Source organism: Synechococcus sp. R70.1 (assembly GCF_047461675.1).
Taxonomy (GTDB): Bacteria; Cyanobacteriota; Cyanobacteriia; order Thermostichales; family Thermostichaceae; genus Thermostichus.
Map to the genome: position 1 here is coordinate 242,878 of NZ_JANSHR010000026.1, position 20,156 is coordinate 263,033.

Consider the following 20,156-nt stretch of genomic DNA (forward strand, 5'->3'; position numbering starts at 1 on the left):
TCCCTTCAACCTTAACCCAGCGCTCTCCTTTTCCAGTTGCCGGCAGAGGCCGCTACAGTGAAGTCAAGCCCACCTTTTCGCCCTTCGCCTGATATGGAGCCTCCTATTCGCCTCACCCAGTACTCCCATGGTGGCGGCTGCGGCTGCAAGATTGCCCCTGCGCTGCTGCAGCAGATTCTCAAGGAGCTGCCCCTCCTCTGGTCGGATCCAGCCCTGTTGGTGGGAGCTGAAACCAGCGACGACGCCGCCGTTTACCAACTCAACGACGAGCAGGCCCTCATTCTAACCACCGACTTTTTCATGCCCATCGTGGACAATCCGGTGGATTTTGGCCGCATCGCTGCCGCCAATGCCCTTTCCGATGTTTACGCGATGGGGGGCACGCCCATCCTTGCCCTGGCCATCCTGGGCATGCCGGTCAACACCCTGCCCCTGTCGGTCATTCGGGAGATCATGGCCGGGGGGATCCAAGTCTGTCAGGAAGCGGGGATCCCTCTGGCTGGGGGGCACTCCATCGATTCCCCTGAGCCCATCTTCGGCCTGGTGGTGGCAGGGCTGGCCCACCCGCAGCACATCCGTCGCAACGCCACTGCTCAGCCTGGCGACGATCTCATCCTGACCAAGCCGCTGGGGATCGGGGTAATGACCACCGCCCTGAAAAAGGGTCAGCTCAGCACAGCGGGCTATGCAGAAGTTTTACAAGTGATGACCCAGCTCAACCGCATTGGCCCGCAACTGGCCCGGCGAGCCCAGGTTCACGCCCTAACCGATGTAACGGGCTTTGGTCTTTTGGGACACTTGCTAGAGGTCTGCCGTGGCTCGGGGGTGAGCGCTGAGTTGGATCTGGCTGCCATTCCCTTTTTGCCAGAAGCCCTCTCCTTGGCTGAGGCTGGGATCTTCCCAGGCGCAGCCCGTCGCAACTGGCAAAGCTATGAGGGAATAGAGGCCAACTCTCTGCCCGAGTGGCAGCAATTGCTCTTGTCGGATCCGCAAACCAGCGGCGGCTTGTTGGTGGCTGTAGATCCGAGCCACACGGCGGAGCTATTGCAAGAACTGCAGGAGGCCGGCTACCCCTATGCCCGTCGCATTGGCCGCTGCCAGGCCGGCAAAGGGATCGCCATCCGGCTTGTCGGCGAGATCCCAAGATGAAGATTTGGTCAAGCAGGGCTGCAAAAGTTGAAGATCTCATGTAAGGGGAACGAGATATCTTGGAGGGGTATGAACGAGTCCTCTCCCAACAGCCACAGCCTGGTTCCGTGGGTTGATCCAGAGCAGCTAGTCTGCAGCCTCAGCAGTGGCCAACTGCTGATGGTGGATCCCCAGCGACACAACGCCTTGATCATCTGCAAAACGTTTCATGCCGAGTTTGCCGGGCCGGGCGCTGCAGTCGGGGGTCCTTTGGACGTGGAGTCGAGCGGCGTGGTTCCGATTGGGGATGTGGCTCTGTTGCATCCCCGGAGCTACCAAGAGCGGCAGAATGCTTATGCCAAGCGGCTGCACTGGATGCGCTGGCTGCAGCAGATTACCGACAACCCCCTGTCGGCCCAGCGGGCACGAATCTTGCTCTTTAGCCTAGAAGAGTTTTTCTCTGCTGAGGTGGTCAGCCAACTCCCCGATGAGGTTTTGGCGCGGCTGGTAGGGGTGCTGCCCCAGACCATTGCCGCAGCCCGCAGGGAAGTAAGCTACCCCACGGCCAAAGCTGCGAGTCTCCGCGCCTCCTTTCCTCGATAACCTTGCCCCAGCTATTCCTTGGGCGATTGAGTCTGCCTGGGCTGGTTGGCATCACGGCTTGCCGTTGGGATAGAGCCGGTTTAGTCCTTTGCGCGCTTTGGCATGGATGTCCAGGGTGGCATTCATTTTCAGGATTTGCCGGTAAACCTGCTCAGCCCGAGCCATTTCCCCCTCCTGTTCCAGTTTCTCGGCCAGCCTGAGCAAGTTCTGGGCTGAAGGCTCTGCCAGGGATCTCGCTTGGCCTTCCTGCCCCTGCAGGCGCTGCAGTTCTTCCAGGCGCTCTAGCACCATCGGTCGCAGCAGCCAAGAGTCATCCAAATCCAAAACTTCCCGGTAGTAGCGCTGGGCCTCTTTGAAGTTCTTTTGCTCGTCGTAGGCTTCCGCCAGTTGCAGAGCCAGCTCTGCCGTAGGCCGATCCTTAAATTGCCGATGCAGTTGGTTGAGCCGCCGCACGAAGGGAGATCCCTGCTGGGGGTTTTGCAGATCTGGGGCGTGTTGAACTGGCAGGTAGTTGGCGTTTTGGGCCGGTTGTTCTCCGGAAGAGGCAGCCTCTGTGGCTTGCCCTCGCAAAGGTACCCGACGGCTGAGGCTTTTGGGATCCAGGGGTGTGGGCTTGGAGAGCTCAATTGGCTGATCCCCAGAAGAGGTGGACGGACTTGACAGCGGGATCGGCTGCGGCGAGGGAAGGGTCTTGCGAGCCGGCGATTGGGGAGATGGCTGCTTCAGCTCCTCAAGGGTGCGGGGAGACTTTGCTTTGAGAGTCTCTCTGCGCTCTTGGGCCAATTCTCGATAGAGAGCAGCTAACTGAAGGTAGCCTGCCTCCTCGTAGGCAGTGGCCAACCAAAGGGCATTTTCAGGGCTGGGATCGGCCCGATAAGCCCGCCGCAACAACTGCAAAGCAGTGCCATAGTTGCGCTCTCGAATAGCTGCCTGCCCCAAGCTGGCTGACTTGGCCGCCGTGGTATCGCTAGCCATACTTGCTGTGCCTCCCTGGGTGCTGCTGGTAGATTCCTAGCCTAAGCATACCTTTGCCGAGCCAGACGTTAACTGCTAGGAAAGACTTCTCCTATTGGCAAACATTTCTAGCCAATATCGACTGGCTTAAATGTGGGTAAGAAGATCTGGATGTAGGGCGTACCTTCAAGCTAGCCTGGAGTTGGGGCTCTAGAAGCAACAGATTCCGGCGCCAAGATGATTCAAGACTTTCGAGAGCGGTACCCCATGGGCAGCTTGCTCACCGATCTGTTGCGCGTGGAAGAAGGGATCTACATCGTCAAAGCCCAGGTAGTGGTGAACAACACCGTTTTGGGCAGTGGCATGGCCGGCTCAAACACCATCGAAGAAGCTGAAGATGCTGCCTTGAAGCGGGCTCTTCAGCATGCAGGATTTGGTCGCCCTACCTCCTCTTTAAGTTTAGGCCTAGACGCTGCCCCTGCCAGGGCTTCCTATCTGTCCTCTCCCAGTTGGCCAACTCCTAACTTGGGCAATGAACAGTCCCAGTCTTCCTCTACCCCTCCAACCCCTGAAGCAGCAGGGATCTCAGCCCGATCCCAGGCCCTTAAAGAAGCGGAGACGCAAAGCGACGACCTTTCGGATCTCATTGCGCAAACGGACGTGGAAATGCAGCGCATTGGCTGGGGCCGCAAGGAGGGCCAAGAGTTTTTGGAACGTCGCTTCCAGAAAAAATCTCGCCACCAGTTGACTGAAACTGAGCTGCGGGAGTTCTTGCGCTACCTCAAGCAGCAGCCCTCCCGCCTGGGCAGTGAGCCCCGCTTCTAAGTTTTGCCACCAGGGCTGACAGGCTACGGCGCCCCCACAATCACTGTTGTATTCTGCATCGTTTTGACCACCGTCTCCCCCCCTTCCGAGAGCACAACCTGCCGCTCTGGCACCGATACCTTGGCTACCTGGGCAGTTTGGTAGTTTTGCCCAGCCTGCACAACTGCGGGAAGGGTGCCAGGGGCAGAAATGAGGGCAAAGGACTCACGGCCAATTTGGATAACCCCAGAAACCTGCACGCTGCGGGCAAAAGCAGCCGGATCTGGCGTAGGTGTGGGGAGCGGCGTAGCCACGCCTACAGGCACTTCGCCCTCCAGGGGAGGCAGTTCTGGAAGGGGCGGCAGATCTAGGGGTGGTAGAGGGGGCTCGGGAGCGCGCACGTTCTGGGGCACAAAGGGATCCGCCCGTCCCGCCCTACTCAGAGCCCGCTGGGTTTCCTGCTCCCGATCCACAGGTGGGATCAGGATGGAGGCAGGTTGGGTTGGCAAGGGCCGAGGCTGGTCGGGAGCAGTCTGGCCAAAGCCTTCGGGCAGAGCCGCCGTCTGTTGCCGGGCAAGAGCCTGCAGCTGGCTAGCTCCACGGGCCAGGGTAGCATTCATGTCCTGTTCCCAACGGCCTGAGGGGTTGAGCCGCATGATCACGGGGTTGCTGTTGCCGCGAAATTCTACCCAGACTTCCGCTTCCGTGTTGCTGAGCCGGCGGGAGCGGAGGATGCGGGATCCCGGCGGCAAAAGCGGCTGCAGGGCCAGCTCGGCGTCCCGAACTGCCTGGGCGTTGGCCAAAGCGGGAGCCAGAGACATGCCTCCTGCCAACCCCAGCAGGATCCCAAGCAAAAGCAGTGGGCGAACCATAAAAACCCCTGGGAGAGCGTCTCTGGACTAAAATATCCAAAATCCTCGCAATGGGGCTAACCTCGATCTGCCTCTTTGTCAAGCCTCTCCCACTAGAACAGCAATTCCTGACCCAAGGCAGCAAAGTTTGCCATAATTAAAACTTGTAAACATTCTGGCTCTCCCCACTTTGGATCCCGCCAACCCTAGCCAATTACAGGAGATTGCCGAGCGGCTGCGCAGCCCACGACCAGCGGATCGGATGCTGGCCTTGGCGCAGTTGCGGGACGTGCCAGCAGAGCAGGCAGTGCCGCTGATTCTGCAGGTCGTTGACGATGAAAACCTGCAAGTGCGCTCTTTTGCCGTCTTTGCGCTCGGGGTCAAGCAAACTGACGCCTGTCTGCCTAAGTTGGTGGAGATCCTCACCCAGGACCCGGACTACAGCATTCGCGCCAATGCAGCAGGCGCTCTGGGATACCTAGAAGACCCCCGGGCTTTCGAGGCGCTGGTGCGTGCCTTCTACGAAGATGTGGAGTGGCTGGTGCGCTTTAGTGCTGCCGTAGCGTTGGGCAACCTGAAGGATCCCCGAGCTTACGACGTACTGCTGCGGGCGTTGGAGGGGCCGGAAGAGCTGCTCCAGCAGGCGGCCATCGCTGCCTTGGGGGAACTGGGGGATCTGCGGGCGCTGGATCACCTCTTGCGCTTTGCCCAATCGGAAGATTGGCTGGTGCGGCAGCGGCTGGCCCAGGCCTTGGGGAATCTGCCCTCGCCCAAGAGCGTTTCCGCCCTCAACTATCTGGCCAAGGATCCCAACGATAGCGTTGCCGCAACCGCTCTGGATTCCCTGCGACGGCTGCGCCAAAGGGGCTTCCTAGAAGCAGGATCCCCAACAGCGGATTAGAAGCAAGCTAAGCTGAAGATCGGGGTTCAGCTTGCTGGAGGGCTCCTTTGAGGAGGAGGCAAGCTTTTCTGTTCTTATCCCCTGCTCTATGGTGGCTACCAAACCCCATCCTGAGATAGCCGGACTTCCCTCTCGGCCCCGCATCGTGGCGGCTCTGTCTGGGGGGGTAGACAGCTCCACAGTGGCAGCTCTCCTCCACGAACAGGGCTACGCTGTGGAAGGAGTTACTTTGTGGCTGATGCGGGGGAAAGGCCAGTGCTGCACCGACGGCCTGGTGGATGCTGCTGCTGTTTGTGAGCAACTGGGGATCCCGCACCACATTGTGGATAGCCGCGAGTTGTTCCAAGCCCACATTGTCGAGTACCTGCTAGCCGGCTATGCGGACGGGATCACACCCCTGCCCTGCTCCCGCTGCAACAAGCTGGTCAAGTTCGGTCCCCTGCTGGCCTACGCCCAGGAGCAGCTGGGCATCTCGCAGATTGCCACTGGCCACTACGCGCGGGTACGTTTCAACGCCGAGCTAGGGCGCTACCAACTGCTGCGGGCTGTAGATCGCCGAAAGGATCAGTCTTATTTTCTCTACGACCTCAGCCAAGAGCACTTGGCCCACAGCCTCTTCCCGTTGGGCGAGTACACCAAAGCCCAGACCCGCCAGATGGCTAGGCGCTACGGCCTGGCCACCGCCAACAAGCCGGAGAGCCAGGATCTTTGCCTAATTGAAACCTACGGCTCGATGCGCAACTTCCTGGATCAGCACTTGGGGGAAAGGCCAGGGGAAATTGTCGATACTCAGGGGCGGGTCCTGGGGTACCACCAGGGCATTCACCACTACACCATTGGCCAGCGCAAGGGCTTAGGCATTGCTGCCCCTCGTCCGCTCTATGTGGTGCGCATCGATGCAGCCATGAACCGCGTGGTGGTGGGAGAGCGGGAAGAAGCCACCCAAGCAGAAGCCTGGGTGCGGCAGGTCAACTGGGTGTCGATCCCAGCGCCAACCGAGCCCTTGGAGGTAGAAGTGCAGGTGCGCTACCGTACCCCTGCCGTGCCAGCTACCTTGATCCCGGAATCGCCGGAACGCGTGAAGTTGCAATTTGCCGAGCCCCAGTTTGGCGTCACCCCCGGCCAGGCCGCTGTTTGGTACCAGGGGGATCTGCTGCTGGGAGGTGGCATCCTCGAGCGCCCTCTTTCCTAGCTGGAAGTTTGCCAGAACGCAGCGGCAGGACCTCAAGCTGGCGGGATAGGGGCAGCCGCGGCTAGAGTCAATCGGTTGTGGCTATTGAGGCCCATGCGCTTGGCTTTCTACCTGCGCTTGCTGCTGTTGTTGGCGCTGCTGGCCCTGTTTACAGGCCTAATTGTGTGGCTGATTCAGTCCTTTCTCGAGCTCTACTACGCCACCCGCTACCACCCCCTTTTAGGGGGTCTGTTAGTTGGAGTGCTGACGCTGCTGCTAGTGGTGTTTTTGGCCGCCTCGGTCTATTACTTGTTTCTCTTTGGCCGAGCTTCCTCGTCTCCAACCCAGCGCCTTCCTCAGCTAGCCCCCCCGACAACCCCCGCCGAAAAGTGGGAGGCGGCCCGGCGCAACCTGGCCCAACTGGAGGCTCAAGTAGCCCAGATTCAGGATCAGGTGGCCCGAGCAGCGCTGGCAGAACGGTCAGCCCGCTTAGCCCAGCAGTTGGCCCAGCCTCAACTGAAGGTGGTGGTTTTCGGCACAGGCTCGTCGGGCAAAACCTCGCTGGTGAACGCTCTCCTGGGGCGGCCAGTGGGAGCAGTGGGGGCCACCCTGGGGACCACGCAAGCCGTGGCCGTCTACGACTGGAACCTGCCCGGGATCCTCCACCCCGTGAAGATTGTGGACTGTCCAGGCATTTTGGAAATTGGGCCAGCAGGAGCCATGCGGGAAGAAGAGGCCCAGGCTCAGGCCCAGGCTGCCGAGCTGTTACTGGTAGTGGTGGATGGGGACCTACGCCAGTCGGAGCTGGAGCCCCTGCGCCGCCTTCTGGCCTTGGGCAAACGGGCCCTCCTGGTGCTCAACAAAATTGACCTCTACACTCCTGAGGAACAGCAGCTTCTGCTCCAGCGGCTGCGGGAACGGGTTTACCCCCTTATCCAACCGGAAGACGTGCTGCCAGCTGCTGCCAATCCGGCCCCCGTGCGCCTGGGATCCCAAACCTGGCAGCCGCAACCCGAGGTGGCGGCAGTGCGGGATCGGGTGCAGGCGGTGCTCTATGCGGAGGGGAGCTCCCTGGCCTTGGACAATGCCCTCCTGCAATCCCAGCAGTTGGGCGAGGAGGCCAAGCGCATTCTCCAGGCGCAGTTGCGCCGCCAGGCGGAGGAAGTGGTCGATCGCTTTCAGTGGATTGTAACCGGTGTGGTCTTTGCCAACCCCATCCCAGCGCTGGATCTCCTGGCCATTGCCGCCATCAACGCCCAGATGGTGGTGGAGCTGGGATCCCTCTACGGCTGCAAGATGAACCTGCAGCAGGGGCGGGAGCTGGCTTTGTCCTTGGCTAAGACCTTGGCTGGCTTGGGTCTGGTGGAAGGGGCAATCCAACTGACCACCGGGATCCTAGCTACAGTGGCTGAGGTCAGCGTTGTTGGCTTTTGGCTGACAGCACCCATCCAGGCAGCCAGCGCTGGCTATCTCACCCGCATTGCCGGCAAAAGCTTCATCGAGTACTTCCAGCGCAACCAAAGCTGGGGAGAGGGAGGCATGCAGGCGGTGGTCAAGGCCCAGGTGGAGAGCGCCCAAAAATCCGGCTGGCTCAGGGAGTTTGTCCGCCAGGCCTGGGAACGGGTTTTCCGCTTTCGCTAGGAACCGCTCTGAAAGACTTACACAACCCCAGGCAAAAGCAGACTTTCGCTCGGCGTTGAGGCTTTCTTCCTGCTTCCACGACCCGTGGCTAGTGGCAGAGTTTACCTCTACTACCCCGCCAGAGGGATCTCCACAGGCGTGACTTCCCCGCAAGCTGCAGGTAGTTGCTCCTTGCCCCCATAAGGCACACCGGCTAAAGACGGAGCCAACTTTAGCCTAGGCAAAGTGCCTACCAGAAAGGATGTACTCGCAAGCCTACTCGCTCAGCCCATCTACGTAAGGCAGAAGGTTGGTTATGCCACAAAGTGGCCAATTGTCCGGCGAATCAAAGACTAGAGGAGAACCCCGCCCGCAGTACTAGCTCCATCCCTGCTAGGTAATGGCGTAGCATCCGCCAGCGCTTCGCGGCCAGCAGCAGCGGTGGCTTGCAAGCACCACGCAGGCGGCAATACTAGCGTGCCCCTAACCCATAGGCAGGCTCCCCTTGCTGCCAGTTGCCCCTGCTCGTTATCCTAGTAGAGCTGAAAAATTGGGGAAACAGGTGAGCCGTGGCTAAAAAAAGCATGATCGAGCGGGAGAAAAAGCGCCAGCGCTTGGTTGAAAAGTATCGCGAAAAGCGCCAGCAATTGAAGGCAGCGCTGGCTGATCCCAACCTCGACCAGGCCACCCGCATGGAGCTGCATGCCCAACTGCAAAAGCTGCCGCGCTCCAGCTCGCCCACCCGCCTGCGCAACCGCTGCTGGAAAACGGGCCGTCCCCGCGGTTACTTCCGGGATTTTGGCCTCTGCCGCCACAGCCTGAGGGAGATGGCTCACCGCGGCCTGCTACCCGGCGTGGTCAAAGCCAGCTGGTAGCCCAGATGGGCTGGAGGCTGCTGGCAACTGCTCTGGAAAGGCAAGCACCTTCTCTAGGCCCGTGGCCCTGAAGCCCTTCCAGATTTGCGACGACGATCTTACCTCCGACCTGGTCAAAGCCCTGGCCGGAGAAGCCTACCTGGCGGTGGACACAGAGACGATGGGCTTGATCCCGCAGCGGGATCGACTCTGTGTTGTGCAACTTGCCAACGCTGCCGGTGAGGTGGTGCTGCTGCGGTTTAGCCGCGGCGTCAGGCAGGCCCCTCTCCTAGCCAAGCTGCTGACGGATCCCGGCATCGAGAAGATTTTCCACTATGCCCGTTTTGACCTGGCCATGCTGCGCTACCACCTGGGGATCCAAGTCTGGCCGGTCTTCTGCACCAAGATTGCTAGCAAACTGGCTCGCACCTACACCAGCAAGCACAGCCTCAAAGATGTGGTGAGCGAGCTGTGCGGGGTCGAGTTGAACAAGGCAGCCCAGAGCTCCGACTGGGGAGCTGTCCATGCCCTCTCGGCGGAGCAGTTGGAGTACGCAGCCAACGACGTCCGCTACTTGATCCCGGTGCGCCACAAGTTGGCCCAGATGCTGCAGCGAGAGGAGCGCTGGGAACTGGCGCAGCGTTGCTTCCAGCACCTTCCCACCCTTGTCGAGCTGGATCTGCTGGGGTATAGCAACGTCTTCGAGCACCAGTAGTGGCAGCCTCTAAAGCTAGTTGGCCAAGTCGGGGAAAGTAGCCCGCACGGCGGGGTGGATGAGCTTGCCGGAGCGAATGTTAAGCCCTTTGGCCAAAGCTAGATCTTGTTCCAGGGCAGCGGCCAGGCCAAGGTTGGCCAGCTTGAGAATGTAGGGGAGCGTGGCATTGACCAAGGCTTGGGTTGAGGTCCAGGGGACAGCCCCTGGCATGTTGGGAACGCCGTAGTGCAACACGCCGTAGGCTTCGTAAACCGGCTGGGCATGGGTGGTGGCCCTAGTGGTGGCAATGCAGCCTCCCTGATCCACCGCGACGTCCACAATTAGGGATCGGGGCCGCATCTGGGCCACCAGCTCCTCCCTCACCAAAATTGGCGCCCGCCTGCCCGGCACTAACACCGCTCCCACCACGAGATCGGCCTTGCGAACGCACTCCTCGATGGTTTGGGGGGTGCTGTAGAGCAACTCCACTCGCGATCCAAAGATGAGCTCCAGCTCGTTGAGCCGCTGCAGGTTAATGTCCAAAATCTGCACCTGCGCTCCCAGGCCAACGGCCACTTTGGCCGCCTCTGTACCCACGGTTCCTCCGCCCAAAATCACCACTCGTCCCGGTGGCACACCTGGGATCCCGCCCAGCAGTACGCCTCGCCCCCCCTCTTGGCGGGTGAGGTAGTGGGCACCAAATTGCACCGAGAGCCGCCCGGCAATCATGCTCATGGGCATCAAAAGAGGCAGGGAGCCATCGGCCAGCTCCACTGTCTCGTAAGCCAGGCAGGTGGCCCCCGAACGCAGGAGGGCTTGGGTGAGCTCGCGGCTAGCCGCCAAGTGCAAGTAGGTAAATAGGATCAGATCCGGATGGAGCAGCGGATACTCTGCAGGCAGGGGCTCTTTCACCTTCACCACCAACTGCTGCTGGTAGATCTCCTCAGGAGTAGCAGCCAGCCTGGCCCCCGCCTTCTCATAGTCCTCGTCAGTAAAGCCGGCTCCCTGGCCCGCTTGAGTTTCCACCCACACCTGGTGCCCCTGCTCAGTCAAGACCCGCACCGCCGCTGGTGTTAGGCCGACGCGGAATTCCTGCTCTTTAATCTCCCTGGGCACGCCAATGCGCATAGGGATCCCTGGAGGACTGCCTTCGAGTTTGTGCGCGCTCTGTTAAAGTGTAAGCGTGATTTACGGCCCGGATCTATGACCGTTGTCTCCGCTGCTGCTACACCCGCTGCCCCGGAGACGACTCTACTCAACGTCTGGCAAGTCCTAGCCGAGAAGTTTGCTGACCAGCCTGCCCTCAGGGATCCCCATGCCCAGCCGGTCTTTGAGATTTCCTATGGGGAACTGTTCCGCCGCATTCAGACGCTGGCTGCTGGCTTACAGGCTTTGGGCATTCGCCCTGGGGATCGGGTAGCCATTTTTGCCGACAATTCCCCCCGCTGGCTGATGGCGGATCTGGCCACGCTGTTTACAGGAGCAGTCAATGTGCCGCGCAGCGCCGTAGCGGATCCAGCGGAGCTGGGCTACATTTTGCGCCATTCCGGGAGCACCGCTTTGATTGCCCAGGATGTGAAGACGCTGGCACGGGTTCGGTCAGTTGTGGAGGAGCTGGGTCTAGAGCGGCTGCTGCTGCTTTCGGACGAAGAAGAGCCAGGAGTAGTGAATTTTTCTCAGTGGCTGCAAACAGGGCGAGAACACCGCTACGAGCCCCCCAAGTTGGAGCGATCCCAGTTGGCCACCATCATCTACACTTCCGGGACCTCCGGTCAGCCCAAGGGGGTGATGCTCAGCCACGGCAACCTCATGCACCAGGTGGAGAACTTGGGCGCGGTCGTACAGCCCCAACCGGGGAACAAGGTGTTGAGCATTCTGCCCACTTGGCACTCTTATGAGCGGGCTTGCGAGTATTTTCTCCTTAGTCGCGCCTGCACGCTGGTCTATACTAGCCCCCGCTTTATCAAACAAGATTTTCAACAGGAGCAGCCCCACTATTTGGTGGCAGTGCCGCGCATTTGGGAAACCGTTTATGAAGGGATCCAGCGGCAATTCAAAGAGAAAAGCCCCCTCCTGCAGTGGCTAATCCGTGCTCTGATGGCTGTCAGTGAAAGCCATGTGCTCTCTGGACGGATAGCTCGCAACCAGTCAATTTTGCATTACGGAGTCAGCCCCTGGGTGCGCCTACGGGCTCGCTTGCAACATTGGCTGCTCTGGCCCCTGCATCGGCTGGCCGATTGGCTCATCTACCGCAAGGTGCGACAAGCACTAGGCCCCAATTTTCAACATGCTATTAGCGGCGGCGCATCCCTACCTGCCTATCTGGATCTGTTCTATGAAGTTGTTGGGATTTCCATCTTGAATGGCTACGGCCTCACGGAAACCTCGCCAGTGCTATGCGCGCGGCGTCCTGACAACAACGTGCGCGGTACGGCTGGCCCACCGCTGCCAGGGACGGAGTTTCGCATTGTCGATCCGGAAACCCGGCAGCCCTTGCCCCCTGGCCAAAAGGGGTTGATCCTGGCCCGTGGCCCGCAGGTGATGATGGGCTACTACAACAATCCAGAAGCCACCGCTAAAGTTCTCAGCTCTGATGGCTGGTTTGAAACCGGGGATCTAGGCTGGCTCACTCCCGACGGACAACTGGTGATCACCGGCAGGGCCAAGGACGTGATCGTGTTGCTCAACGGCGAAAATGTCGAGCCACAGCCACTGGAAGATGCCTGCCTGCAATCTCCCTACATCAGCCAGATTGTGATCGTCGGGCAAGACCAAAAAAAATTGGCTGCCCTCATCTACCCCAACCTCGACGCCCTCAAGGCCTGGGCTGCTGAACAAGGGATCCCTACTGCCGAGACCGAGCTGCTCGTTCACCCGCAGGTGCGCCGCTTCATCTTGCAAGAAGTACGCCGCCGCATCCAAGAGCGCCCTGGCTATCGGCCCGACGAGCAAGTTGCTGACTTTCGCTTCTTGCCAGAGCCCCTGAGTGTGGAAAATGGCCTCATGACCCAGACGCTGAAAATTAAGCGCAACCCCGTGGCGGAGCGCTACGCTCACCTTATTGAGGAAATGTACCGATCTTTGAAGTAGAGCCAGCCTTCTAGGTTTGGGATCCCCGTTGTTGCTCCAGGTAACGCCGGAATTGCTCCGGCGGGATTGCCCCCCGGTAGGCCCCACAGTAGTAGAGCGTCAGCACTGCCTTGTAGGCCCAGTCGGTCGGCACCACGTCCGGGAAGGGGCTGGGCAGGGTATCGGCTTGGTTGGCGGCGCAGGCTTGCAGGATCTGCTCTGTGGTGAGCTGTTCTGCCAAGTCCGGAGGGAGCTCCCGCAGGTTAGCCTGGGCCAGAACCGCTCCCGGCAGGCCCAAGCTGGCGAGGGTCGCCGCCCAAAAAGCGCGAGTGAAGAGGTGTTGCCAGCTCATGGCTCTCAAAGGGAAGAGTTGACAAGTGCTTTCTCTAGGGTAGTACGAGCCAGAAGAGCGCCTGGATGGGAGTAAACGCCCTCAGATCCCGCTTCTGGCATTAAGATGCAGGAAAGGGAGAGTGGGATCGCAAGCTGCCAATTGTCTCCCTGCATGGCCATGTAGAGCTGAGAGCGCGATAGGTCGCAGCCAATGAGTTTATCGCAAGGGCCGGGTTTTGATGGGGTGGATCCCCCGGATCCGAAGCTGATCGATGCCTGTGTGCATTGTGGGTTTTGCCTGACCACCTGCCCCAGCTATCGCGTCCTCGGCAAGGAGATGGACTCACCTCGGGGCCGCATCTACCAGATGGACGCCCTCAATCAGGGCCAAATCTCTCTCTCAGCGGCAGTGGTTTCCCACTTCGACACTTGTCTGGGCTGTTTGGCCTGTGTAACGGCTTGCCCCTCGGGGGTGCGCTACGACCGGCTGATTGCCGCGACCCGACCTCAGATTGAGCGCAACTACCGCCGCAACCTCTGGGATCGACTGTACCGCCAGTTGATTTTTTTCCTCTTCCCCTATCCGGAGCGGCTGCGACTGCTGCTCTGGCCCCTCTGGCTCTACCAAAAGATGGGGATCGGCGCCTGGGTCCACAAGGGGCTGGAAAAGATCTCCCCGCGGCTAGCGGCCATGGAATCGCTGCTGCCCCCTTTGCAGGTGGAGCACCTTTTGCCCAAGCGCTATCCGGAGCGGATCCCGGCGGTGGGCGAGCGCCGTTTTCGCGTGGGGCTGATTCCTGGCTGTGTGCAGCGCCTGTTTGCCCCCCAGGTAAATGAGGCCAGTATGCGCGTCTTAGCCCACAATGGCTGTGAGGTGGTGATCCCACCTGCCCAGGGCTGTTGCGGAGCCTTGCCCCACCACCAAGGGCAATTGCAGCAGGCGAAAACTCTGGCCCGCCAGATGGTGGATGCTTTTGCTGTCTACGACTTGGATGCCATTCTTATCACTGCCTCTGGCTGCGGGCATACGCTGAAGGAGTACGGCCACATCCTGGGTGAGGATCCCCACTACCAAGAGAAAGCAGCCCAGTTTGCGGCCAAAGTCAAGGACATCCAGGAGTTTCTTGCTCAGGTGGGGTTGACCGCTCCTCTCCATCCGCTGCAGCCGGATCCCTTGGTGCTGGTCTATCAGGATGCCTGTCACATGCTACACGGGCAGCGCCTTAGCCAGGAGCCGCGCCAACTGCTGCGGCAGATCCCGGGCCTGGAGCTGCGGGATCCCGTCGATGCTGCCCTCTGCTGTGGCAGCTCCGGCGTCTACAACCTGTTGCAACCCGAGGTGGCGGACGAGCTGGGATCCCAAAAGGTGGCCAACCTCCTCAACACCGGCGCCCAGGGGATCGTCTCCGCCAACATCGGCTGCCGCTTGCAAATCCAAAAGCACCTGCGCCTGCAAGGCAAGGCTGGGATCCCCATCTACCACCCCATGGAGCTCTTGGACCGGGCTCTCCAACCGCCCACTCCAGAGCTAGCCAAGGCAACTGCCTAGCTAGAGCTTGAGAGCGGCGCGGGGATCGTAGGACTGGATGCGCTGCAGCTTTTCGTAGAGTTCTCGTTCCTCCTCCGAAAGCCGCGTGGGCAAATAGATCTGAACTACCGCGTAGAAGTCGCCCCGCTCCCCGTTGCCCTTGGGAAAGCCCCGCTCTGCCAACCGCAGCTTTCGCCCTGGTTGCGTCCCTGGCGGGATGCGCAGCTTCACCAGCCCGTCTAGCGTGGGCACCTCCACCTGGGCACCTAAAACCGCCTCGCTGGGACTAAGCGGCAGGTCGCAGTAGACGTCAAACCCCTCTAGGCGGTAGAAGGGATGCTCCTTCAACTCGATCTTGAGGTAGAGATCGCCAGCGCCCCCGTTGGGTTTGGGGTGGCCCTGGCCGCGCAGGCGAATTCGCTTGCCCGGCGTGATTCCCGGTGGGATGCTCACCTCAAGCACGCGATCCCCGCCCACCCGCAGGCGGCGCTTTCCCCCCTCAAACGCTTCCGAGATGGAAAGGTGGAGGGTGGCCTCCGCGTCGTAGTTGGCATTGGCCGAAGGACTGCTGCGGTCTTTGCCAGAGCTGCGCACTCGCCCTAGCAGTTGATCGATAAAATCCTGAAAGTCTTCAAACTGGTCGAAATCGACGCCCCCTCCCCCCAAGCCAAAGTCCTCGCCAAAGGAGCTTTCGCCAAAGGGGCTGCTGTAGGTCTCTCGCCGGTAGCGAAAGCCACCCTGCTGGTGGTACTGGCTGAATTGGTCGTACTGCCTGCGCTTGCTGGGATCGGAGAGAACCTCGTAGGCTTCGTTGATGTCTTTAAACTTTTCCTCAGCAGTTTTGTCGTTGGGGTTGACGTCTGGGTGGTATTTCCGCGCCAAGCGACGATAGGCCTGCTTGATCTCCTCAGCAGTGGCTGTCTTGCTAACCCCCAGAATTTTGTAGTAGTCCTTGAAGCTTTGCATGGAGGCATCCGCAGGCAGAGGGCTACCAACCCCGAAGAAGGAAGGAGGCGGGCTAGTGACCCTTGCCCATCCCCTCCCTCCTCCTGTTGAAACTGGCACCAGAAGCCGGATCCCTCCTTCCTAGAGGGATCCCGCAGGGGTTACTTGGCCTCAGTGAAATCGGCGTCAATGACGTCATCGCTGCCGCCGGCAGTCTTCCCTGCGCTAGCAGTGGAGCTAGAGGAAGCGCCAGCTTGCTGATAGAGCTCGCTGCTCATGGCGTAGAGAGCCTCCTGCAGCTCCCGCTCCTTGCTTTGGATGGCGCTGTCGTCATCGCGCTGGATGGCCTCCCGCAGCTCCCGCACCAGGGTTTCGATTTGGCTGCGCTTGCTGGAGGAGATCTTGTCTCCCAGCTCCTTCAACTGCCGCTCGGCCTGGTAGGCCAGAGAGTCGGCCTTGTTGCGGCGCTCGATTTTCTCGCGGCGAGCGCGGTCTTCGGCGGCGTATTTTTCCGCTTCGGCAATCATCCGCTCCACCTCTTTGCTATCGAGCGTGGAGGCGCCGGTGATGGAGATGCTCTGCTCCTTGCCGCTCCCCCTGTCTCTAGCCGTTACCTTGAGGATGCCGTTGGCGTCGATATCAAAGGTCACCTCAATTTGGGGCACACCCCGAGGAGCGGGTGGGATCCCTTCCAGCCTGAAGCGGCCCAGCGATTTGTTGTCGCGAGCCAACTCCCGCTCCCCTTGGACCACGTGGATTTCCACCGAGGTCTGCCCATCTTCCGCTGTGGAGAAGATCTCCGACTTGCGGGTGGGAATGGTGGTGTTGCGCGGGATCAGCTTGGTGGCGATACCGCCCAGGGTTTCCACCCCCAGCGACAGGGGAGTGACATCCAAGAGCAGCACGTCTTTGACCTCGCCCGCCAGCACCGCGGCTTGGATGGCAGCGCCGACAGCCACCACCTCGTCGGGGTTGACGGTTTGGTTGGGCTCCTTGCCCAGCAGTTCCCTCACTAACCGCTGTACCGCCGGAATGCGGGTGGAACCGCCCACCAGCACCACTTCGTTGATGTCAGCCTTGGTGAGCTTAGCATCCCGCAGGGCCTGCTCCACCGGACCTTTGCAGCGCTCTAGCAGGTCGGCGCAGAGGTGCTCAAAGTGGGCGCGCGAGAGCTTCAGCTCCAGGTGCTTCGGACCGTCGGCAGTGGCAGTGATGAAGGGCAGGTTGATGGTGGTCTCCAAGACGCTGGACAGCTCAATCTTGGCTTTCTCAGCAGCTTCTGTTAGCCGCTGCAGGGCCTGTCGGTCTTGCCGCAGGTCGATCCCTTCCATGCGCTTGAACTCTTCGGCCATCCAGTCGACGATCTTCTTGTCGAAGTCGTCGCCGCCCAGTTGCGTGTCGCCGCTAGTGGCTTTCACCTCAAAGACCCCATCTCCTACCTCGAGAATGGAGACGTCGAAGGTACCACCGCCCAGGTCAAAGACAAGGATGGTCTCGTTGGTGCGCTTATCCAAGCCGTAGGCCAAGGAAGCCGCTGTCGGCTCGTTGATGATGCGCAGCACCTCCAAGCCAGCAATGCGGCCTGCATCTTTGGTGGCCTGCCGCTGAGAGTCGTTAAAGTAGGCAGGCACGGTAATAACGGCTTGGGTGACCTGTTGACCCAGGTAGCGGCTGGCATCTTCGACCAGCTTGCGCAGCACCATGGCCGAGATTTCCTCGGGGGCAAATTCCTTGTTCATGCGGGGTGAGTACAACTTGACATTGCCCCGTTCATCCCGCCGCACCTGGTAGGGAACCCTCCTGGCCTCGGCGCCCACCTCGTCGTACTTGCGCCCGATAAACCGCTTGACGGAGTAAAAGGTGTTCTCGGGGTTGAGCACTGCCTGGCGACGGGCCATCTGACCCACCAGGCGCTCCCCATCCTTGGTAAAGGCAACTACCGAGGGTGTGGTGCGGCTCCCCTCGGCATTAGGAATAACCGTGGGGACACCCCCCTCCATTACGGCGACAACCGAGTTGGTTGTGCCCAGATCAATTCCTACAACTTTTCCCATCGGCTCCTTCTTCTCCTCTTTGTGTGTACAGGACTTCGGTTACCGCCGCCAGCCCATCCGCTTGTGGGGTAGCTTGGGCAGCCAACTTGCGAAAATCTGGCAAAGGCTTAGCCATTTCCTGAGCCGATCTTAACCAGGTGGTTGGCAACGCTAGGGCGAGAATGCCGCCCATTTCTGGGGGTTGAAAAGCCGACCTATTACGGATCTCCGTACCTGCGGGGTTGGGGAGTCGAAGCTTCGGGAGTGGGGAGAAAAACTCATCCAGGGCCGCCACCGCAAGAGTTGCAGGCCCAGACCAACTTCACGTCGCCAATCACCCCTTTGCTGAGGAGCAGCCAGGCGTTCGTGCCCTTCCCCGCAGGGTTACAGCGGGGATCCATCGAGGCAAAAAAGAGCATTAGTGAGAAAGACTAAGAAAAACAGCAAAAGAAAGAGAAAGAGAGAGCTTGCTGCTAGAGCCTTTTTCAAGGAGCTCTCAAGCCCAAAGCCTTATCTGGCAAGGCTTAGGCAGTTTCCGGCACAGCGTCCCTGCTTGAGAAAAATCTTGACGCCTTCTGAAATAGAGCAATATATTGTGGATTCTGTGCGGAAATCCTGCGCTGTTCACATCTCGGTATCTGGGGGACTGCTATGCCGACTTTGACTCGTTCTCCCTGGACACTGCGAGACAGCGAAAAGCTCTATCGCATCTGCTACTGGGGGGAGCCCTACTTCCGTATCAACGCCGCTGGTCATGTGGAGGTAACCCCACAGGGCCTACAGCAGCAGGAACCGGGCATTGACCTGTACCACCTGGTGAAGGATCTGGTGGCGCGGGGTTTGCAGTTGCCGTTGTTAATTCGCTTTCCCGAGATTGTGGCCGACCGCATGCGGCAGCTTTGCCAGAGCTTTCAGCAGGCCATTGAGCGCTTTGGCTACCCCAATGTCTATCGGGGGGTTTACCCGGTCAAGGTGAACCAGCAGCGCCACCTGGTGGAAGAGGTGGTGAAGCACGGCCGCGCCTACCATTTTGGCCTGGAAGCGGGATCGAAGCCGGAGCTGTTGATCGCCCTAGCTCTGCTGGACACTCCCGGGGCTTTGCTAATCTGCAATGGCTACAAAGACCGCGACTTTATGGAAACGGCCCTCTTGGCCCAGCGGCTGGGGCGCACACCCATCATCGTCCTGGAGCGGCTGCAGGAGCTGGAGCTGGTGCTGCAGGCTGCCGAGCACCTGGGCATTGATCCCATGCTGGGGGTGCGGGCCAAGCTTTCTACCCAAGGCAGCGGGCGCTGGGGCACCTCGGCCGGGGATCGGGCCAAGTTTGGCCTTACAGCGACGGAGATTTTGCAGGTGGTGGAACGGCTGCGGGAAGTCGGCAAGCTGCACTGTCTGCGCCTATTGCACTACCACATCGGCTCGCAGATCTCGATGGCGAGTGTGCACGGGCGGGCTGTGCGGGAGGCCAGCCAGATCTACATTGAACTCGTCAAGCTGGGAGCGCCGATGGGCTACCTGGATATCGGCGGCGGCTTAGGGGTTGACTACGACGGATCCCAGTCCGCCAGTCATTTCTCCCAGAGCTATAGCGTCGAGGACTACGCCGCCACCGTGGTGCAGACAGTGCTGACCACCCTGCAGCCGCATGGGATCCGGCCACCGGTGCTGGTTACCGAAAGCGGGCGGGCCTTGATGTCCCACCAGTCGGTGTTGGTCTTTGACGTGCAGGATGTCAATGTGGCTAGCCCCTACCCCATGCCTACCCACCTCACCTCCAATGCAGAGGTGATCCAGAAGCTAAACCAGCTCTACTACGAGATCCGGCCCGATACCCTAGTGGCCGATTATCGCCGCTGCCAGGAGCTAAAAGAAGCTGCCCTGCGCCAGTTCATCGAGGGATCCCTCAGCTTGCAGGAGCGGGCCGAGGTGGAGCGGCTGTTTTGGAACTGCTCCGACAAGATCTGCACCTTGGCCTACGAGCAGTACCAGGCAGGACAGCCCGTGGCTGTAGATCTCCTGGAGCTGGACGAGATGCTGGCCAGCATCTACTACGGCAATTTCTCCCTGTTCCAGTCCCTGCCGGATAGCTGGGCCATCGGCCAGGTCTTTCCCATCATGCCCATCCACCGTCTGGACGAGGAGCCGCGCCAATGGGCTACCTTGGCGGATCTAACCTGCGACAGCGACGGCAAGATCAACCGCTTCTTTGGCGAAGACGGCCAAATCACCTCGGTCTTGCCGCTGCATGATCCCGACGGGCAGCCCTACCTGCTGGGGGTGTTCTTGGGGGGTGCCTACCAGGAGATCCTGGGGGATCTGCACAACCTCTTTGGCGACACCAACGCGGTGCATGTCCGCACCCGTCCTGGCGGCTATCACGTCTCCCAAGTGATCAAGGGAGACACGATTGCTGAGGTGCTGAGCTGGGTGCAATACACCAGCGAAGACCTGGTGGAAGCCCTGCACCACGCCACTGAAGCCGCGCTACAAAGGGGGCAGATCACTCTAGAGCAGGCTAGGGCGCTGCAGCAGCACTTTGAAGACAACCTGCGGGCCTACACTTACCTGCACCGCTAGCTGCCCCTCTGCCATCCCGGCTTTAGCTCGTGGGGGTGGTGGGGGTAGCTGAGCCCTGCGCTGTACTCAGTGCCGGGAGTAGGTCACGGAA

17 protein-coding genes are annotated in these 20,156 nt (G+C 60.3%); 11 read left to right on the forward strand and 6 right to left on the reverse strand.

What is annotated here, in order from left to right; all coding sequences use genetic code 11:
• The first annotated feature begins 93 nt into the window (after positions 1–93).
• Both selD and NW807_RS04145 read left to right on the forward strand, forming a co-directional pair.
• Complete coding sequence (gene selD, locus NW807_RS04140; protein ID WP_414425352.1) at positions 94–1,149, forward strand: selenide, water dikinase SelD; 1,056 nt, start codon at positions 94–96, stop codon at positions 1,147–1,149.
• Positions 1,150–1,218: 69 nt separating this feature from the next.
• Entirely contained in the window at positions 1,219–1,731 is a 513-nt protein-coding gene (locus tag NW807_RS04145) for a hypothetical protein (protein WP_414425353.1), read from the forward strand.
• Between the two features lie 51 nt (positions 1,732–1,782).
• On the opposite strand, the gene NW807_RS04150 is transcribed toward NW807_RS04145, so the two are convergent.
• Positions 1,783–2,706 (reverse strand): hypothetical protein, encoded by a 924-nt coding sequence (locus NW807_RS04150; RefSeq protein ID WP_414425354.1) that lies wholly within the window; start codon positions 2,704–2,706, stop codon positions 1,783–1,785.
• A 216-nt stretch (positions 2,707–2,922) separates the two neighbouring features.
• On the opposite strand from NW807_RS04150, the gene NW807_RS04155 reads away from it, so the two are divergent.
• Positions 2,923–3,510, forward strand: a complete 588-nt coding sequence (locus tag NW807_RS04155) for a hypothetical protein (protein ID WP_414395030.1) — start codon at positions 2,923–2,925, stop codon at positions 3,508–3,510.
• 23 nt (positions 3,511–3,533) lie between these two features.
• On the opposite strand, the gene NW807_RS04160 is transcribed toward NW807_RS04155, so the two are convergent.
• Entirely contained in the window at positions 3,534–4,361 is an 828-nt protein-coding gene (locus tag NW807_RS04160; protein ID WP_414425355.1) for a hypothetical protein, read from the reverse strand.
• 169 nt (positions 4,362–4,530) lie between these two features.
• Between NW807_RS04160 and NW807_RS04165 the strand changes: the two genes are divergently transcribed.
• The 5 genes from NW807_RS04165 to NW807_RS04185 all read left to right on the forward strand — a co-directional run bounded on the left by NW807_RS04165 (position 4,531) and on the right by NW807_RS04185 (position 9,601).
• Positions 4,531–5,241 (forward strand): HEAT repeat domain-containing protein, encoded by a 711-nt coding sequence (locus NW807_RS04165; RefSeq protein WP_414412363.1) that lies wholly within the window; start codon positions 4,531–4,533, stop codon positions 5,239–5,241.
• Between the two features lie 88 nt (positions 5,242–5,329).
• Entirely contained in the window at positions 5,330–6,433 is a 1,104-nt protein-coding gene (mnmA, locus tag NW807_RS04170) for a tRNA 2-thiouridine(34) synthase MnmA (RefSeq protein ID WP_414425356.1), read from the forward strand.
• A 93-nt stretch (positions 6,434–6,526) separates the two neighbouring features.
• Positions 6,527–8,053: a DUF697 domain-containing protein gene (locus NW807_RS04175; protein WP_414404705.1), complete on the forward strand. Its 1,527-nt coding sequence runs from the start codon at positions 6,527–6,529 to the stop codon at positions 8,051–8,053.
• A 548-nt stretch (positions 8,054–8,601) separates the two neighbouring features.
• Positions 8,602–8,907, forward strand: coding sequence for a 30S ribosomal protein S14 (rpsN, locus tag NW807_RS04180; RefSeq protein WP_414361099.1), 306 nt, complete (start codon positions 8,602–8,604; stop codon positions 8,905–8,907).
• 61 nt (positions 8,908–8,968) lie between these two features.
• Positions 8,969–9,601, forward strand: coding sequence for a ribonuclease D (locus NW807_RS04185; RefSeq protein WP_414395020.1), 633 nt, complete (start codon positions 8,969–8,971; stop codon positions 9,599–9,601).
• 15 nt (positions 9,602–9,616) lie between these two features.
• On the opposite strand, the gene ald is transcribed toward NW807_RS04185, so the two are convergent.
• On the reverse strand, positions 9,617–10,708 hold the full coding sequence (gene ald / locus NW807_RS04190; protein ID WP_414425357.1) for an alanine dehydrogenase: 1,092 nt from the start codon (positions 10,706–10,708) through the stop codon (positions 9,617–9,619).
• Between the two features lie 75 nt (positions 10,709–10,783).
• Between ald and NW807_RS04195 the strand changes: the two genes are divergently transcribed.
• Positions 10,784–12,670, forward strand: a complete 1,887-nt coding sequence (locus tag NW807_RS04195) for an AMP-dependent synthetase/ligase (RefSeq protein ID WP_414425358.1) — start codon at positions 10,784–10,786, stop codon at positions 12,668–12,670.
• A gap of 10 nt (positions 12,671–12,680) precedes the next feature.
• Here the strand turns inward: NW807_RS04195 and NW807_RS04200 are convergent, their stop codons facing one another.
• Positions 12,681–13,001: a hypothetical protein gene (locus NW807_RS04200; protein ID WP_414425359.1), complete on the reverse strand. Its 321-nt coding sequence runs from the start codon at positions 12,999–13,001 to the stop codon at positions 12,681–12,683.
• Positions 13,002–13,193: 192 nt separating this feature from the next.
• On the opposite strand from NW807_RS04200, the gene NW807_RS04205 reads away from it, so the two are divergent.
• Positions 13,194–14,531 (forward strand): (Fe-S)-binding protein, encoded by a 1,338-nt coding sequence (locus NW807_RS04205; RefSeq protein ID WP_414425360.1) that lies wholly within the window; start codon positions 13,194–13,196, stop codon positions 14,529–14,531.
• Here the strand turns inward: NW807_RS04205 and NW807_RS04210 are convergent, their stop codons facing one another.
• Both NW807_RS04210 and dnaK read right to left on the reverse strand, forming a co-directional pair.
• A complete protein-coding gene (locus tag NW807_RS04210) occupies positions 14,532–15,476 on the reverse strand; it encodes a DnaJ C-terminal domain-containing protein (RefSeq protein ID WP_414395011.1) in 945 nt (314 codons plus the stop codon). It abuts the gene before it with no gap.
• A 140-nt stretch (positions 15,477–15,616) separates the two neighbouring features.
• Positions 15,617–17,509, reverse strand: a complete 1,893-nt coding sequence (gene dnaK / locus NW807_RS04215; protein ID WP_414405227.1) for a molecular chaperone DnaK — start codon at positions 17,507–17,509, stop codon at positions 15,617–15,619.
• Between the two features lie 630 nt (positions 17,510–18,139).
• Here dnaK and speA point away from each other — a divergent pair.
• Positions 18,140–20,065: a biosynthetic arginine decarboxylase gene (speA, locus tag NW807_RS04220; protein WP_414405228.1), complete on the forward strand. Its 1,926-nt coding sequence runs from the start codon at positions 18,140–18,142 to the stop codon at positions 20,063–20,065.
• Positions 20,066–20,156 lie beyond the last annotated feature (91 nt).